This window comes from Actinoplanes sp. CA-142083 (assembly GCF_050942195.1).
GTDB lineage: Bacteria > Actinomycetota > Actinomycetes > Mycobacteriales > Micromonosporaceae > Actinoplanes.
The window spans coordinates 1,239,504-1,255,253 of sequence record NZ_CP192076.1 but is presented as its reverse complement, the minus strand read 5'-3'; the positions used below and the strand labels follow the sequence as shown (position 1 = coordinate 1,255,253).

Below are 15,750 nucleotides of genomic sequence, written 5' to 3'. Positions count from 1 at the left end.
ACCGTATGCATCGAGAGCACAGCACCGTCATCAACGCGCCGGCGTCGGTCGTCTGGCGCCTCACAACCGACGTCGCGAACTGGCCGACGTTCATGCCGACCGTCCAGCACGTCGAGGTCCTGACGCCGGGCGAGCTGCGGGTCGGCAGCTCGGCGCGGGTCAAGCAGCCCGGCCAGACCGCCGCCGTCTGGACCGTGACGCGGATCGAGCCGCTGACCGAGTTCACCTGGGAGACCCGGCGGATGGGCCTGCGCATGATCGGCCGGCACGTGCTGGCGCCGACCGGCGACGGCACTCGGAACACCCTGTCCATCGAGGTCGTCGGCCGCGGCGCCGGGCTGTTCGCGGCGTTCTTCGGCGGCATGATCGCCCGGGTGATCAAGCAGGAGAACGCGGCCTTCGAGAAGGCCGCGAGCCAGATCAGCGCGAGCTGAGCGCCCTGACGAAGCCGGTGGCCACGCTGACGTCGAGAACCGCCAGGACCAGCGCGACCATCGAGCCGTCGACGAAGGTCAGCTCCACCCGGCCCAGCTCGAGCACCAGCCCGCGACTGCACGGCCTGCCAGGTGCGCCGCCCCCCGCCGGGTCCGCTCGGACCCGGGGCATCATGGGCCGCATGCCTGTGGAGTTCGTGCTGGATCCCGACCTGACCGATGACCTGCGCGCCCGGATCGTGACGCTCTGGGTGGAGGTCACCAACGCCGGCGGGGCCGTGGGGTTCGTCGCCCCGGTCACGGCCGAAGAGGTGTGGCCGGTGGCCGAGGCGACGTTCGCCGGGGTGACCGACGGCCCCGACCGGCTGCTCGTCGGCCTTGACGGGGACGAGGTCGTCGCACTGCTGTTCGTCGTCGACAACCGGTTCGCGCTCAAGGACCACTGGCGGGTGCTCAAGCGGGTCATGGTGACGCCGAAGGCCCAGGGCAAGGGCTACGGCGCGGCGCTCATGCGCGCGGCCGAGGCGCTCGGCCGCGAGCTGGGGCTGGCGGCGCTGCAGGTGACAGTGCGGGGCGGCGCGGGGATCGAGGACTTCTACGCGAAGCTCGGCTATCGCGAGGTGGGCCGGCTTCCGGGGGCGCTGCGCCTCCGGCCCGGCGACGACCGGGACGAGACATACATGTGGCTCGATCTGAGCCGGTAAAGCCGCGGGCCGCCGGGTCGGCGACGCCCTGGGGGCGATGGCGTCGCCGCCGGCGGCCGGCGGTCCGCGCGCAGCCGGGTGGGGCCCGGTGCGCGGCGGGAGTGGGGCGCGGAAGCTTGGGGAGAGAGGTCAGCCGCAGGACTGGGCGGAGCCGGCGGCCAGGTCCACCGCCTGCTCGGCGGGCGGCACCTCGACGTCCTCGGCAGGAGCGGCGGCCTCGGTCGACTCGAGCGCGGGAGCGGCCGACGACACCGTCGGCGAGGCGGTCGACGGCGTGGGCGAGGCGCTCGCCTTCTTCTTGGCCGGCGACGGCGACGTCTTGGTGGTGCTGACACCACCGCCGGACAGGCGAGCCGAGGTCTTCTGCGTCGCGCCCGGCGACAGCTTCACGCCACTGGCGACCGTGCTGTGGCCGTACGCGTCAACGACCTTGATCTTGAATGGACCGCTGCCCGCGCCGCCGTCGATGACCCAGTAGTTGTAGTCCTCGCGGTGCGTGGATTTGCCGTTGACCGTGACGGACTTCAGCTGGTTACCGTGGTTGTCGATCAGGATGGCGAGCCAGTACCGCGACGAGCCCTCCTTGACCCGCACGCTGATCGGCCCGGCGCCGACGCCGGTGACGGTCTTGTAGGTGATCGGGATGATCCCGTCGACCTCGGCGCCGATCTTCTTGAACGCGGTGCGGCTCAGGTCGAGGTGGCCGGCCGGGCATTCGGGACACGAGTCGATGACCTTGACCCGCACCTTGCCCTTGGGCCCGGTGACGTCGAGATACGTGCCGCAGGCCGCGCCCGCCGAATACTGCTCGGGTCCGAGCGCCACGAAGAGGTCATCGGCCGGCGCCGACGGGAACGAGCAGTTGCCGGTGCCGCCGCCGAGGTCGTAGAAGGTCGCCTTGCCCGATTTTGCCGACGTGGACGGGGGCGCCGCGCAGGCCGAGCCGGAGTTCGTCAGCAGCAGCGCCACGCCGATCACCGCGGCGAGGATCACGGCGCCGCCGGCGGCGAGCCAGCGGGGCGAAAGCAGACGAGATCCGGTCACGCTGAGGGATCCTTCGCGGCGCGGCCGCGCCGGGCAACCTTCCTAAGACAGACCTAAGGCTGTTCACTCGATCAGCCGAATCTCGTCACCCACCGCGAGTGACCCGAGCGACAACGGCACCATGTTGATCGCGAAGAGCAACCCCTTGCCCACCCGCCGGAACTGCCCCAGCGTGCGCAGCGGCTCCTTGCCCTTCGCGCCGGTCTCCTGATCCACGGTCGTGACCACGCAGCGTGGGCAGCCCGGCCCGGCCCGCAACACGACGTCACCGATCTCGAGCTTCGCTTCCCGCGCGGACCAGTCATCTTCGGCCCACGGCGCGGCCCCTTCCACGACGAGATTCGGACGGAATCGAGTCATCGGGATCTCCTCGGGCAGCCACCCGTTGAGCGCGTCGAGGGACGCTTCGTTGGCGAGCAGCAGCGGCCACCCATCGGCGAAGGTGACCGGCTCACCCACCTCGTCCAGGCCACCGATCGCGCGGGACCCGGCGTCCGCCTGCCACACCAGCCGCGCCGGCCGGCCGAGGAACGCGGTGGTCCACTCGCTCTCCGCGATCCGCGCCGGGGTTGGCAGATGGCTGCGGAAGACCCGGACGAACTCCTTGGGCCCGTCCATGGGCTCGTTGATGGACAATTCCGGCATTCCCGGCGCCGCGAGCAGCAGACCGTCGGGCCGCGGCGTCACCCGCAGCTGAGTGAGCAGCGGAAGGTCACGCTGGGTGATCGCGACGCCGTCGGCGTCGACCATCGCCCACCGCCGATCACCGGTGAGACCCCACTGCTCCACTTGCGCCACGTCGTGGTCGATCCGGTGACAGCCCTTGACCGGGTACGTGTGAAGCGAGGCGATCCGCATGCTCAAAGCCTCGCACGTCGTCGGCCATCTCTCGCGCGTCGGCGATCCGGAGTCCACCCCGTGACTCGACGGCCCGAAGGAGTCGATCGACCCATGCTGAACGCGCGGACCGGGCCACGATGGGGAGATGACCCGGATCGTGCTCGAGCCCGCCGCGCGGGAGCTAGCCGGCCGCACAACTGAGCCACCCCATGGGTACGAGGCCGCCCGTCGCGGCTACCTCGAGCTGCAGTCCATGCCGGTGGACAAGCCGCCGGTGGACGCAGAGTGGATCACCGTGGGCGACAGTGTGCGGGTCCGCCTCGTGCGTCCGGCCGGCGCGACGGGCACCTTGCCGGTCGTGCTCTACCTGCACGGTGGCGGCTGGGTCCTCGGCGACGCCACGACCCACGACCGGCTCGTCCGCGAGCTGGCGGTCGGCGCCACCGCCGCGGTCGCCTTCGTCGAGTACGACCGCGCGCCGGAGGCGAAATACCCGGTCGCGCTCGAGCAGGCGTACGCGGTCGCCTTGTGGATCGTCAATGAGGGCGCAGCGCGGGGACTGGATGCGTCACTGCTGGCCGTCGCGGGCGACTCCTCCGGCGGGACCATGGCCGCGGCGCTGACGATGATGGCCAAGGACCGCGGCGATGTCACCTTCGTTCATCAGTCGCTGTACTACCCGGCGACCAGCGCGGCCCGGGACACTCTGTCCTACTCGCTGTTCGCCGACGGCCCGTTTCTGACCGCCAAGATGATGGCGTGGTTCTGGGACGCCTACACCGTGGACCCGGTCGAGCGGGCCCACCGGTATGCCGCCCCGCTCAACGCCACCCTCGGCGAGCTGACCGGGCTGCCGCCGGCGTTCGTGGTGGTCGACGAGGCGGACGTGCTGCGGGACGAGGGCGAGCTCTACGCCGCCCAGCTGCGCGAGGCCGGCGTCGCGGTGACCACCGTCCGCTACGACGGCATCCACCACGACTTCATGACGTTGCACGCGCTCGCCCGGACCCACGCCGCACGCGCGGCGGTGGCCCAGGCGACAGCGATGCTCCGGCTGGCCTTCAGTGTGCCGCGCCGTGGCCCAGCAGGGTCCGGCGGGGATGCTTGCTGACCTCCTCGGCCGACGATGAGTACAGCAGGTGCGGCACGTCCCCGACCGGCTCGGCGGGCTGCTCGCCCTGGCCGGTCGGTTTCGCCGCGGCCGCGAACGGGCTGGGCGCGGCGCGGTCGGCGGCCGCCGGCTCGGCCAGGCTTCGGATCCAGTCGGCCCAGGCCTGCTGCTCCTCGTCGGTGAAGACCTTGTACATCCGGCCGCCGAACGCCATCTGCTGCAGGAACGGGCTGTCCTCGGGGTTGCCGGGAATCACCTGCCCGCCGCGCTGCAGCGTCTCCAGCAGCTGCGACGGGTCGTCGAACAGGTTGTTGGTCATCCCGGCGCCGGCCCCGCCGTGGTTGAGGGCGCCGTACTTCTTCTTGTTCTCGATCATCTCGAGGATGCGGGCGCGGGCCCGGGACGGCTCGAGGAGCTTGTCGATGAGGTCCTGGCCGAGGGTGCCGGTGATCCGGAAGGCGACATAGCCGTTCCAGATGCGCTGCCACTGCTTTTCCCGTACGTCTTCGTCGCTGAACCGGGAGAGGTACCGCTTCACCGCGCGCTTGGCGATCGCGCCGTGCCCCACGTCGGCGTTGTCGATCGCCACGTGCAGCCGGTAGTACGTCGAATCGATCTTGAAATGCTCCAGCAGCCGGGCCGTGGTGTCCAGCTCCACCGACTCCCACTCGAACATCATGGTCATGCCCAGCAGCTCGGGCAGGAACTGGTCGGTGAACTGGGAGACGACCAGCTGGAACAGCGGCAGCGTGAACGACGAGTCGAGCAGGGTGGTGTCCTGCGCGTACTCCTTGCTCGTGATCGGCGCGGTGTTGATGCCGACGCTGGAGAGCGTCTGGGTGAAGATGTTCGCGTGGTTCTGCGCCGGGTTGCCGGCGCCTACCTCGTCCACCCAGATCTGGGTGAGGAAGCCGGTGAGGTCGTCGATCGGCCCGATGGTGGCGACGTTGCGCAGCCACACGCCGTCGGTCTGGTTGAGCGGCCCGGACTGCCGCACCCGGTCGACCGCGTCGGCGTACGTGCGGAACGCCCGGTCACGCGCCGGGTCGTACGCGGCCACCCGGTCCACCAGATCCTGATAGATGCTGTCCAGGCGGGCGTCGAGAGCGCGCTCCTCGTACTTGAACGGCTTGAGCTCCGAGTCGATCAGCGGGTCGTGCTGATAGGCCGCCGCCGTGTCGAGGAACTCGCGGGCCAGCTTCCAGGCCGTCGGCAGGAAGTCCGGGTACTGGTGCAGGTTGAGCATGATGTGGAAGTAGTCGCGATGCCGCAGGCCCGCGTACGGCGCCCGCTCGGTCTCCACGAACACCCCGGTGTCGTTCCCGGCCGGCGTGACGAAGCCGAGCTGGGACCACTCGTTGACCATCTCGCGGTGCCTCCTGTCGTACCGTAGCCCCTCGCCCAGCGTGGTGGCGGGCGCGTCGCCGATGCCGCGGTCCCAGCGCCAGCGCGGGAAAGCGGTCGTGTTGATCGGCCGGCTCGCGGAGTTCCCCTCGGGGAACAGCACGTCGATCACGGCCTCGTAGTCCTGGTCGACGATCACGTCGTCGGGGCGCTGCGCCGGCCACCAGAAGTGCCGGCAATCGGTGAAGTCGGCCTGCCACGGCACGGCCATGTTCTCGGTCATGCAGCCCGGCGCCTGGTCGGGGCGGAACCGGAAGGGCGCGATGTAGCGGTCGGCCTCGCGGGCACGCCGGCTCATCTCGATGCCGGGGAAGAACGGGCCGCCGACGCACGCCTCGAGCGCGGCCCGGTCGAGCTGAGCCCCCGCGTCCTCGTCGGCCGCGATGGAGTCCACGGTGAACTGGCCGTCGGCCCACAGGGCGAGGCGGCGGTACTGCAGCGGGGTGACCGTGAACCAGGTGCCCGGCTTGCCGGGCGTCGCGGTGCCGTTGTCGCCGGACAGCTGTGGCATGAAGGCGGGAGTGGCCTGCCGCTTCTGCGTCGCTTCGTCCGCGTCGTCGTGCGGCTGGCGGATCACCGCGAAGACCCGGCGCCGCGCCTTGACGCCGCGCTCGCCGGGATCGCGGAGCATGGCGAGGTGGTCGGCCTCGAAGAAGTCGCCGACCCGCTCGGCGCCCTTGCCCATGTCGACGGCGCGGCGGTGGCCGCGGGTCGCGGACTGGTTGACCCACTGATACCCCATCGCGCGGGCGAGCACCGGCACGATGTCACGCTCGAAGGAGACCTCCTTGCGCTCGGGCAACAGGCCACGCTCGACGGCCACGTTCTCGGCCACGTCGTGGAGGGTGACCAGGTTGCCGATCCCGGGCGCGAAGTCGGGCGGCGCGACCACGACCCACGCCGGCCGGACCTCGACCTCGGCGCCGTCCACGTGCACGACGGCGGTGACCGGGCCGTCCGAGGTGTCGTCGTGCCAGCCCTCGTTGTCGGCGAAGCTCGGCAGATCCTGGTCCTCGGGGACCGAGGCGGAACGGCCGAAGCCGCCGAGCACGATCAGCCGGCCCTCGTCGTCGGTGCGCAGCTCGCCCAGCGGCACCGGGGCGCCGAGGAAGGTGCCGGTGTCGAAGGGGTCGCTGCGGGCCTCGCGGCCGGTGACCGTTCGCGGGCCGGGGTCGATGACGAGCGAGTCGCGATCGGCGACGCCGGCGTTCCGCTTGCCGCTGCCGGTGAAACGATCGGCGGCGCCCTTGCGGTTGACCAGGTGCACGGCCCACTCGATGGTGGCGTCGGCGGCGGTCAGCTCTTGGACGAGGACGTCGCGGTCGTCGTACGCGAAAATGCGGAACCTCACCGCCTGGCGCTTCACCCGCCCGTTCTCGTCCTTGTAGGACGCGGGTGACTCCTCGCCGCCCGGCTGTTCGGGGCCGAGGAAGTACTCGTCGGGGCTGTCGCCCACCCGGGCCACGCCGATGGCCGGGTGGATGGCGCAGTAGGCGATCCGGCTCATGTCTCACACCTCAGTCGAAGGTACTGGCCGTACGGGCTGAGAGATCTCTCAGTTCTGCGCGACGAAAACACTTAGAGCGCGCTTGTCGCGAGCCGCCCGCACGGCCGCGGCCGCGTTCACCCGGCCGTAGCCGTACCGCGTGCTGTGCCCGTCCTCGTCGTACTCGTTCGGATTGTCGTCGATGCGGTCGGCCGACTCGCGCAGCACGTCCTTGACCTCGTCCCAGCGCAGCTCGGGGTTGGCCGCGAGGATCAGCGCCACCACCCCGGCCACCCCCGGGCACGCGCTGGACGTGCCGCCGAACGAGTTGGTGTAGTCGCCCGCGGCGTCACCGGCCGAGTCGTCGCCGATGTTGTATCCCTCGCGGCCGCGCCGGTCGGTGGTCCAGATCCCCGGCGTCCGCGACGGGGAGCCGTTGCTGCTCGGGAAGCTGCACCAGATCGCCTTGCCGTGGTCGCTGTACCGGCTCTGCCGACCCTGATCGTTGCAGGCCGCCACCGCGATCACCTTGTCGCAGCTGGCGTACCCGTCGTTGTCGACGCTCTCGGCGCCGTTGCCGGCCGCCCAGGTGATCACGCAGCCCTTGCCGCCACGGCCGCGCTCGATCGCGTACTCGATCGCCAGCCGCGTGTTGTCCTGCAGCAGCACCACCTGGTTGTGCACCGGGTCGGTCGGATCCCACCAATCCCCGTCGGCCGGTCCCCAGCTGCACGAGATGACGTCGGCGCCGTGGTCGACGGCCCACTTGAACGCGTCGGCCTCGTCCTGCGAGCCCAGCCCCGACACCAGCCGGATCGGCATGAGCCGCGCCGCGGGCGCCACGCCGGACGCGTGGTCGACGCCGTCCGCGCAGGCCACGCCCGCGCAGGCGGTGCCGTGGTTGTCGCCGTCGCCGGGCCGCGGGTCGCCGCCGCGCGGCCGGCTCGCCGAGAAGGGCGCGACCAGCTTGCCGGCCGACGCGAACTCGGGGTGCGTCACGTCCATCCCGTCGTCGATCACGCAGACGACCACACCCTCGCCGCGGGTGTCGGCCCAGGCCTCCACCACGTTGGCGTGTTCGGACACGTCCTGCCCGTCGATCACGGCCGGGCCCAGGTGCCACTGCTGCGGCGCCATCGCCCGGCGGCTCACCTCGCGCACCAGCTCGGGGTGGCACAGGTCGACGTCGTCGCGGTCGAGCAGCCGCTCGGCCAGCGGGAAGACCTCCCGCCCGGTGCCGGCGGGCGCGCCGGTGAAGTACGCGTTGGCGGCGGTGCCGACCGCGCGCTTGACGGTCAGCCCGGCCTCGGCCAGCACCGCCGCGCACTGCGCGGCGGACAGGTCGTCGCGGAACTTCACGAACACGTTCTCGGTGTAGACGACCGGGGCGCCGAACTGGTCGCGCAGGCCGCGGCCGGCGAACTCGATCTCCGGATCCTCGTTGAGCACCACGGCGATGTTGGGGGCGTCGCCGACCGGGGACGCGTACACGCCCACGCCGGCCTCGGGGAAGCCGAACAACGGGGTGAGCCTGTCCTGGGCGGTGCGGCTGGGGGACGACAGCGGAGAGACGTCGTGCCGGGCGCCCCGGCGTACCGACCGGACGACCACCAGGTCCTCGTTGTCCTCCAGCTCCAGGCGGAACCCGGAGCTGCCCCCGAATCGGCAGCTGAGCATGGCACGCACTCCTCTTCTCGTAGGGCTCTCATGTGAACACCCCGCTGTGGAACTGACAGCCTGGTTCGCGACAGACTGGCGCAGTGAAACCTGACCGGGTCGTTGTGCTCGGCTGCGGTCCGGCCGGCGCGGCGGCCGCGATCACGCTCGCGTCCCACGGCATTTCGCCGGTCGTGATCGACCCACGCCCGTCCGTCGAGTGGGAGCCGGGCGAGGGTTTGCCGTCGGCGGCCAACGCCCTGTTGCGCCGGCTGGGCGTGTGGCCGTCCTTCCAGGCCAGCGGCCACCTCCGGAGCAGCGGGTTCCTCTCCTGCTGGGGTTCGGACGAGCCGTTCTTCCGCCCCGCGATGCTCGATCCGCGCGGGGCGTCGTGGCAGCTCGACCGGCCCGCGTTCAACGCCGTCCTCCGTGACGCCGCCGGGACCCTTCTCACCCGGCAGGTGCATGGCGTCCGCCGCGACGGTCCTCGTTGGACCGTTGATCACCTCGAGGCCGACTTCCTGATCGACGCCACCGGACGGTCGAGCGCGCTGGCCCGGATGCTCGGCGTGCCCCGGCGGGTGGACAGCCGGCTGGTCGGCATGGTCGCGCTGCTGCCCGACCCGTCGCCCGCGGAGGCGGCGAGCATCGTCGAGGCGGTGGCCGACGGTTGGTGGTACGCCTCCCGGGTGCCCGGAGATCGCCTGGTGGTGGCGTTGTTCACCGATGCGGCGGCCGCTCGCAGCATTTCGGTTGATAGGTGGAATTATCTCCTCAAGTCGACGCTTTTTGTCGGACCGCGTGCCGTGTTGTCCACGCCGCCGAAGATCAAGACCGTGGTAGCCGGGAGCTCAGCCCTGTCGCGCTGCGCCGGTCCCGGCTGGCTCGCCGTCGGGGACGCGGCCTGCGCCCACGATCCGCTCTCCTCCCGCGGTCTCCACGACGCGCTGTCCGGGGGGATCGCCGCGGCCGAGGCCGTCGCGCTGGGCGATCTTTCGGCAATTGACGCGTACGCCTCCCGTGTGGCCGCCGAATACCGCGCCTACCTCGACGACCTGGCCTGGTTCTACCGCCAGGAGAACAGATTCACCGAATCGGAGTTCTGGAAGGCGCGCTCAGGCCAGGTGTAGCCGGTGCGCGATCGCCGCCGCCTCGACCCGGTTGGCCGCGTTCAGCTTGGCCAGGATGTTCGAGACGTGGACGCTCGCCGTGCTCTCGCTGATGAACAGCGTGCGGGCGATCTCGCGGTTGCGCCGCCCCTCCTTGAGCAGCGCCAGCACCTGGATCTCGCGCTCGGTGAGATGGAACGGGTGGTCGGGCTCCGCGGACGGCGCGTCGGGCTGCGCCCCCAGGTCGAGCCGCGCCCGGTCGGCCAGCGCGGTGATCTCGCGCAGCAGGGCACGGGCGTCGAGCTGCTCGGCGGCCTCGCCGGCCTGCCGGAGCACCTCGGCGGCCCGCTGGTCACGCTTGCGCACCAGCTCCTCGGCCTCCCGCCAGCGCGCGTACGCCGCCTGGTAGGGGCGGGCGAGCCGGTCCCAGCCGGCCGCGACCTCGCCCCACGCCTCGGGGTGCGGCTCACCGCCGAGCAACCGGGCGAACTCGGCCTCACCCATCGCGGCGTCGATCGCGGCCTCGGGGAACGACCGCTGGCGTACGCCCATCCCCTGCCACAGCGATCGGGCCCGGTCCCGCAGGGCCGTGCCGTGCCGCAGCACGTCCTCGGAGGCGCCGGCCCGGCCCCGGGCCCGGCGGCGCTCCGCCTCGTCGGCCTCGATCCGCAGGCCCAGCACGCAGAGCGCCACCGCCTGCTGGTCGTCGCCGTGCGCGCCGACCACCTCGAGCCCCGCCTCGACCTCGGCGTGCGCCGTCTCGTAGTCCTCCTGCCACATCGCGAACGCCGCCGCGGCCGCGTGCACCAGGCCGTGGTCGAGCGGGTCCTCGTCGTTCTTCAGCTGCTCCTGCGCCTGCTTGACCTGCTGGGCCGCCTCCTCGGGCCGGCCCCGCGCGGTGCCGAGCTCGCCCAGCACCACGAAGGTCATCAGGGCGCGCGCGGCCGCGTGGTGGCTGGCCAGCAGCCGGTCGGCGACCTCCTCGGCCTGCCGCCAGCGGCCGTTGCGGTACAGCACCAGCACGATCGAGTCGAGCATGTCGATCATCGGCGGGAACATCAGCCCGAGATCCACGCTCCAGCGCAGCGCCTCCTCGGCCGTGGCCACCGCGTCGGCCGACCAGCCGATGAAGTCGAGCGCCAGGCTCAGGTGGTTGTACGTCAGACAGATGCTCTCGACGTCGTCCTCGTCGCGGGCGACCCGCAGCGCCTCCCGCATGCGGCCGATGCCGGTCTCGGGCTCGCCGTGCATCGCGAAGTGCCAGCCCGAGGTCTTGAGGCCGAGCACCTCCTCGCGCTTGCGGCCGGCCCGGCGAGCCAGCGTCAGCGTCTCCTCCCAGAGCGGCGCCGAATCGGGATAGAGACCCCGGATCGACAGCGAGTTGGCCAGCGCGGCGGTGACCCGGGCCCGCTCGGCCAGCGCGTCGCTGGTCGCGAGCAGGTGATAGGCCTTGGTGAAGGCGCGCAGCGCGCGAGCGCCGTCCACCCTGTCCATGTACGTGCCGAGCGCCTCGTGCAGCAGCGCCCGGGCCACGACGTCCTGGCGCGGCGTCGCCGTGAGGGCGTCCTCCACCAGGCGTACGGCGGTCTCGTGCTCGCCGGCGTCGTGCGCGCAGCGGGCCGCGGCCGCGAGCAGGTCGGCCCGGGTCACGCCGGCGTCGGCCGCGTCGTCGTCGCCGACCTCCTCCCACAGGTGGAGCGCGCGGGTGAAGTAGGTGAGGCCCTCGCGGAACGCGCGCACCTCGGCGGCGGCCCGGCCGGCGGCGATCACGGCCGCCAGGGCCCTGGGCAGGTCGCCGGTGGCCTCCCAGTGGTGGGCGACCACGGCGGTGGCGGTCGAGCGCGGCCGGTCGCCGAGCTGCGGGCGCTCGGAGAGGGCGGCGGCGACCCGGGCGTGCAGGCGGGCGCGCTCGCCGGGGAGCAGATCGGAGTAGACGGCCTCCTGCGCGAGCGCGTGGCGGAAGCGGTAGGCGTTGCCGGTGTCGGCCTGCAGCACCCGGTTGGCGGCCAGCTCGCGCAGGGCGGCCAGCAGCGGCTTCTCCGGCAGCTCGGCGACCGTCGCGAGCAGCGGGTACCCGATGCGGCGGCCGATCACCGCGCAGACCTGCAGCACCGCCTGGGCGTCGGCGGAGAACGTGCCGACCCGGAGGAGCACCACATCCCGTACGCGTGCCGGCACCTCGGTTTTTTGATCTGGTCTTTCGAGCCCCCGCGCCTCGAAGAGCTCCTCGGCGAAATAGGCGTTGCCACCCGAGCGATCGGCGATCTCGTCGATCATCGCGGCGGGCAGCGGGTTGCCGGCCAGCTGGGTGAGCAGCAGGCCGAGGTCGCCGGCGCCGAACGGGTCGAGCGGCAGATGCGCCATGAAGACGCCGCGCAGCAGCTCGACCAGCGCGGCGGGCAGCGGACCGGCGGCCGGCTCGTCGTCGCGGTAGGTCACCACCAGCAGCACCCGCTCGCGGCGCAGCGCCACGGTGAGGAAGCTCAGAAGATCGAGAGTGGACTGCTCGGCCCAGTGCACGTCCTCGACCACGAGCAGCACCGGCGCCTGCTCGGCGAGCTGGCCGAGCAGCGCGAGGAAGACGTCGAACAGCCGGGCCTGGCGCAGGCTCGCGTCGCCGTCCGGCGCCTCGGGCGCGTCGGCGGCCTCCGGCCAGAACGTCCGGTCGAGCATGGTGAAGCGCGGGCCGGCGAGCTCGGCGAGAGACCCGGCGGAACGGTCACGCAGGAGACGGCGCAGGGCATCGAGGATCGGACCGTACGGCAGGCCGCCCGAGCTGATGCGGAACGACGAGCCGGCCAGCACCTGACCGCCACGCGCGAGCACCCGCTCGATGCATTCCTGCACGAGACGCGTCTTGCCGACGCCGGCCTCACCGGAGATCAAGAAGCCGGCGGCCTGGCCCTGGCAGACGTCGTCCCAAACCGCGCTGATCTCAGCCAGCTCAGCATGCCGTCCGACCAAGGGGGAGAGTCTTCTCCGCCGCACGCCGTGGAGTATGCCAGCGCGTGCCAAATCCGGACATCGACTTTCCCGGCGGGTGTAAGGGTGCGAGTCGGCGAATTCTAAGGGTTTGACGGACCTCTTTTCCGCTGAGACGAGTCACTCTCGTTGTCGGAAACCCAACAGGGAGGTCCGTCATGATCGACCACATCGGACAAACCGGTCCGCGCCGGCAGCAGGTGGCCGTGCTCTTCGCCGACATCTGTGGCTTCACCCGGCTGGTCGAGAGCGTCGAGCCGGAGGCGGTCTACCGGATCATGCGTCCGCTGCTCGACGACCTGGTCGCCTGCGTACACGAGCACGGCGGCGAGATCCAGCAGGTGCTCGGCGACGGGTTCATGGCCGTGTTCGGCCTGCGCCGCGCGGGCGAGGCCTCGTTCGGGGGCGCGACATCGTTCGGGGGCGAGGCCTCGTTCGGGGGCGCGACATCGTTCGGGGGCGCGACCTCGTTCGGCGGCCATACCTCTTTCGGCGACGAGACCGAGCGGGCGACCGCCGCGGCTTACGCGATGCTGCGCGGCGTGCGACCCGGCCGGCCCGACATCCACGTGGGCATCGAGTGCGGTGAGGTATTGGTCACACGATCGTGGGAACCGGCCGGTTTCGGCGTCTGGGGGCGCGCGGTGAACCTGGCCCAGCGCATGTGCGGCGTGGCCGGCCCCGGCGAGCTGATGCTCGGCCCGGCCGCTTACGCCCGCTCGGAGCACCTGGCCGCCCCGGCGACGGCGGCCACGGTCCGGGTCCGCGGGGTGGCGGATCCCGTGGCGGCCCACCGGGTCGTGGTGCTGCCCGCCAGGGCGGCCGGCCTTCCGGTCGCCGCATAGGCCGGATGGGCCGCCCTCCCCGCCGACCCGGGGGCGCCGACGGGCGGGCGGCCCATCCTCCGTCACAGCCGACAGGATTTTCCGGACAAATCGCGTTTTGGCCGTCACGGAACTGGGCAGAGAAAAGCCGGGCCGGCCGCCCACGCCCGGGCGGCAACGCAGGTAGCGAACCGGTCAACTCGATCGCCGCTAGCACGGGTCGCCCGCCCGATTGACGCCTACCTGCACCCGGCACACCCAGTCGTGCCCTTAAATACCCGTAAGTCAGTTCTTTCGCGAACTCGCGTGGCAGATACAAGCGCGCATGCCGCACTTCTCACGGATGGTCTGCTCAGGCCGTAACCGGACTTATTCAGAGAAGGTGTGACATGAACCGACTTATGGGAAAGCTGCTCATGGCCGGCATCGGCCTGGTAACGGGTGCTGGTTTTGCTTCCGGACCCGCCGCGGCCAGCGCCCCACAGGCACAGAATTCAGCAGGAACCAACACGACCGCGTCCGCGGCCGGCCCGCACGGCGACCACAAGGTGGGGTACTTCAAGAGCGGCCCGATCTGCCTCCGCGTCGGCAACAAAGGCGAAGCCAAGGGCTGGTGGGAAGACTTCGACTGCGTGCCGATCAAGAACGGCAAGTTCAAGAACAAATACCTGCTTGTGGTGAGCTACAGCGACTGGGGTCACGGCTGGTCAGGACTGCTCGACTCATGGGTCGGGCCGTGGATGCCCGGCAACGGCGGCGGCAACAACACGACCATCAACAACAACAATACCAACAACACGAACAACAACAATAACAGCAACAACGGCAATAACAACGGCAATAACAACGGAAACAACAACGGCAACAACTCGGGCAACAACTCCGGGAACAACAACGGAAACAACAACGGCAACGGCTCGGGCAACAACTCCGGCAACGGAAACGGAAACAACAACGGGAACAACTCGGGGAACAACTCCGGCAACGGAAACGGAAACAACAACGGCAACAACTCAGGCAACAACTCCGGCAACGGAAACGGGAACAACAACGGGAACGGTTCGGGCAACAACTCGGGCAACGGCAACGGGAACAACAACGGCAACAACTCGGGCAACGGCTCGGGGAACAACAACGGAAACGGCAACGGCAACAACTCCGGCAACGGCTCCGGGAACAACAACGGAAACGGCAACGGCAACAACTCCGGCGACAACTCCGGGAACAACAACGGAAACGGCAACGGCAACAACTCCGGCAACGGCTCCGGGAACAACAACGGAAACGGCAACGGCAACAACTCCGGCGACAACTCCGGGAACAACAACGGAAACGGCAACGGCAACAACTCCGGCGACAACTCCGGGAACAACAACGGAAACGGCAACGGCAACAACTCCGGCGACAACTCCGGGAACAACAACGGAAACGGCAACGGCAACAACTCCGGCGACAACTCCGGGAACAACAACGGAAACGGCAACGGCAACAACTCCGGCGACAACTCCGGCAACGGCAACGGGAACAACAACGGCAACGACTCGGGCGACAACTCGGGCAATGGAAACGGCAACCTCAACGGCAACGGATCGGGCGACGACTCCGGGAACCTGAACGGCAACGGAAACGGCAACGACTCCGGCGACGACTCCGGCAACGGAAACGGCAACCTCAACGGCAACGGATCCGGCGACGACTCCGGCAACGGAAACGGCAACCTCAACGGCAACGGATCCGGCGACGACTCCGGGAACTTCAACGGCAACGGAAACGGCAACGACTCCGGTGACAACTCCGGCAACGGAAACGGCAACCTCAACGGCAACGGATCCGGCGACGACTCCGGGAACTTCAACGGCAACGGAAACGGCAACGACTCCGGCGACAACTCCGGCAATGGGAACGGCAACGGGAACGGCAACGGCAACAGCAACAACAGCCTGGCGCCGAACGACGACAGCGGCATGTTCGTCGACAACTTCAACACCGGTGCCACCTCCGACGACGGGTCGACCGACACGGCCGGCGACGACTCGGGCAGCGGTGACGGCCCGATGTTCAGCGTTCAGTTCCTGCGCGCGCTCTGACCCCCACTGATCTCGACGATGTGAACCCCTAGCAGGACCGGAAAGCGCCGCCCCGAGGCCGGGGCGGCG

Annotated in this window: 11 protein-coding genes; 6 read left to right on the top strand and 5 right to left on the bottom strand. The window is 70.5% G+C overall.

Features of this window, described 5'->3' with window-relative positions; all coding sequences use genetic code 11:
* The first annotated feature begins 5 nt into the window (after positions 1–5).
* Together ACQPZX_RS05975 and ACQPZX_RS05970 are read left to right on the top strand one after the other, a co-directional pair.
* Entirely contained in the window at positions 6–434 is a 429-nt protein-coding gene (locus ACQPZX_RS05975; RefSeq protein WP_433375458.1) for an SRPBCC family protein, read from the top strand.
* A 182-nt stretch (positions 435–616) separates the two neighbouring features.
* Positions 617–1,138 carry an N-acetyltransferase family protein gene (locus ACQPZX_RS05970; protein WP_433375455.1) on the top strand — a complete coding sequence of 174 codons (522 nt, stop codon included), beginning with the start codon at positions 617–619 and terminating at the stop codon, positions 1,136–1,138.
* Between the two features lie 129 nt (positions 1,139–1,267).
* On the opposite strand, the gene ACQPZX_RS05965 is transcribed toward ACQPZX_RS05970, so the two are convergent.
* Together ACQPZX_RS05965 and ACQPZX_RS05960 are read right to left on the bottom strand one after the other, a co-directional pair.
* Positions 1,268–2,182 (bottom strand): expansin EXLX1 family cellulose-binding protein, encoded by a 915-nt coding sequence (locus ACQPZX_RS05965; RefSeq protein WP_433375452.1) that lies wholly within the window; start codon positions 2,180–2,182, stop codon positions 1,268–1,270.
* A 63-nt stretch (positions 2,183–2,245) separates the two neighbouring features.
* On the bottom strand, positions 2,246–3,040 hold the full coding sequence (locus ACQPZX_RS05960) for an MOSC domain-containing protein (RefSeq protein WP_433375449.1): 795 nt from the start codon (positions 3,038–3,040) through the stop codon (positions 2,246–2,248).
* Between the two features lie 127 nt (positions 3,041–3,167).
* Here ACQPZX_RS05960 and ACQPZX_RS05955 point away from each other — a divergent pair, with 127 nt between their 5' ends.
* A complete protein-coding gene (locus ACQPZX_RS05955; protein ID WP_433375446.1) occupies positions 3,168–4,133 on the top strand; it encodes an alpha/beta hydrolase in 966 nt (321 codons plus the stop codon).
* Here ACQPZX_RS05955 and ACQPZX_RS05950 read toward each other — a convergent pair.
* Together ACQPZX_RS05950 and ACQPZX_RS05945 are read right to left on the bottom strand one after the other, a co-directional pair.
* The gene (locus tag ACQPZX_RS05950) at positions 4,084–7,044 is read right to left on the bottom strand and encodes a LodA/GoxA family CTQ-dependent oxidase (RefSeq protein ID WP_433375443.1); all 2,961 of its coding nucleotides are present in this window, start codon (positions 7,042–7,044) and stop codon (positions 4,084–4,086) included. The genes ACQPZX_RS05955 and ACQPZX_RS05950 overlap by 50 nt on opposite strands.
* 48 nt (positions 7,045–7,092) lie before the next feature.
* Entirely contained in the window at positions 7,093–8,700 is a 1,608-nt protein-coding gene (locus tag ACQPZX_RS05945) for a S8 family peptidase (RefSeq protein WP_433375441.1), read from the bottom strand.
* A gap of 83 nt (positions 8,701–8,783) precedes the next feature.
* Between ACQPZX_RS05945 and ACQPZX_RS05940 the strand changes: the two genes are divergently transcribed.
* Entirely contained in the window at positions 8,784–9,809 is a 1,026-nt protein-coding gene (locus ACQPZX_RS05940; RefSeq protein WP_433375438.1) for an FAD-dependent monooxygenase, read from the top strand.
* On the opposite strand, the gene ACQPZX_RS05935 is transcribed toward ACQPZX_RS05940, so the two are convergent.
* Complete coding sequence (locus ACQPZX_RS05935; RefSeq protein ID WP_433375435.1) at positions 9,795–12,776, bottom strand: helix-turn-helix transcriptional regulator; 2,982 nt, start codon at positions 12,774–12,776, stop codon at positions 9,795–9,797. The genes ACQPZX_RS05940 and ACQPZX_RS05935 overlap by 15 nt on opposite strands.
* A gap of 152 nt (positions 12,777–12,928) precedes the next feature.
* Here ACQPZX_RS05935 and ACQPZX_RS05930 point away from each other — a divergent pair, with 152 nt between their 5' ends.
* Both ACQPZX_RS05930 and ACQPZX_RS05925 read left to right on the top strand, forming a co-directional pair.
* On the top strand, positions 12,929–13,615 hold the full coding sequence (locus ACQPZX_RS05930; RefSeq protein WP_433375432.1) for an adenylate/guanylate cyclase domain-containing protein: 687 nt from the start codon (positions 12,929–12,931) through the stop codon (positions 13,613–13,615).
* Positions 13,616–13,983: 368 nt separating this feature from the next.
* Positions 13,984–15,681: a hypothetical protein gene (locus ACQPZX_RS05925; protein ID WP_433375429.1), complete on the top strand. Its 1,698-nt coding sequence runs from the start codon at positions 13,984–13,986 to the stop codon at positions 15,679–15,681.
* Positions 15,682–15,750 lie beyond the last annotated feature (69 nt).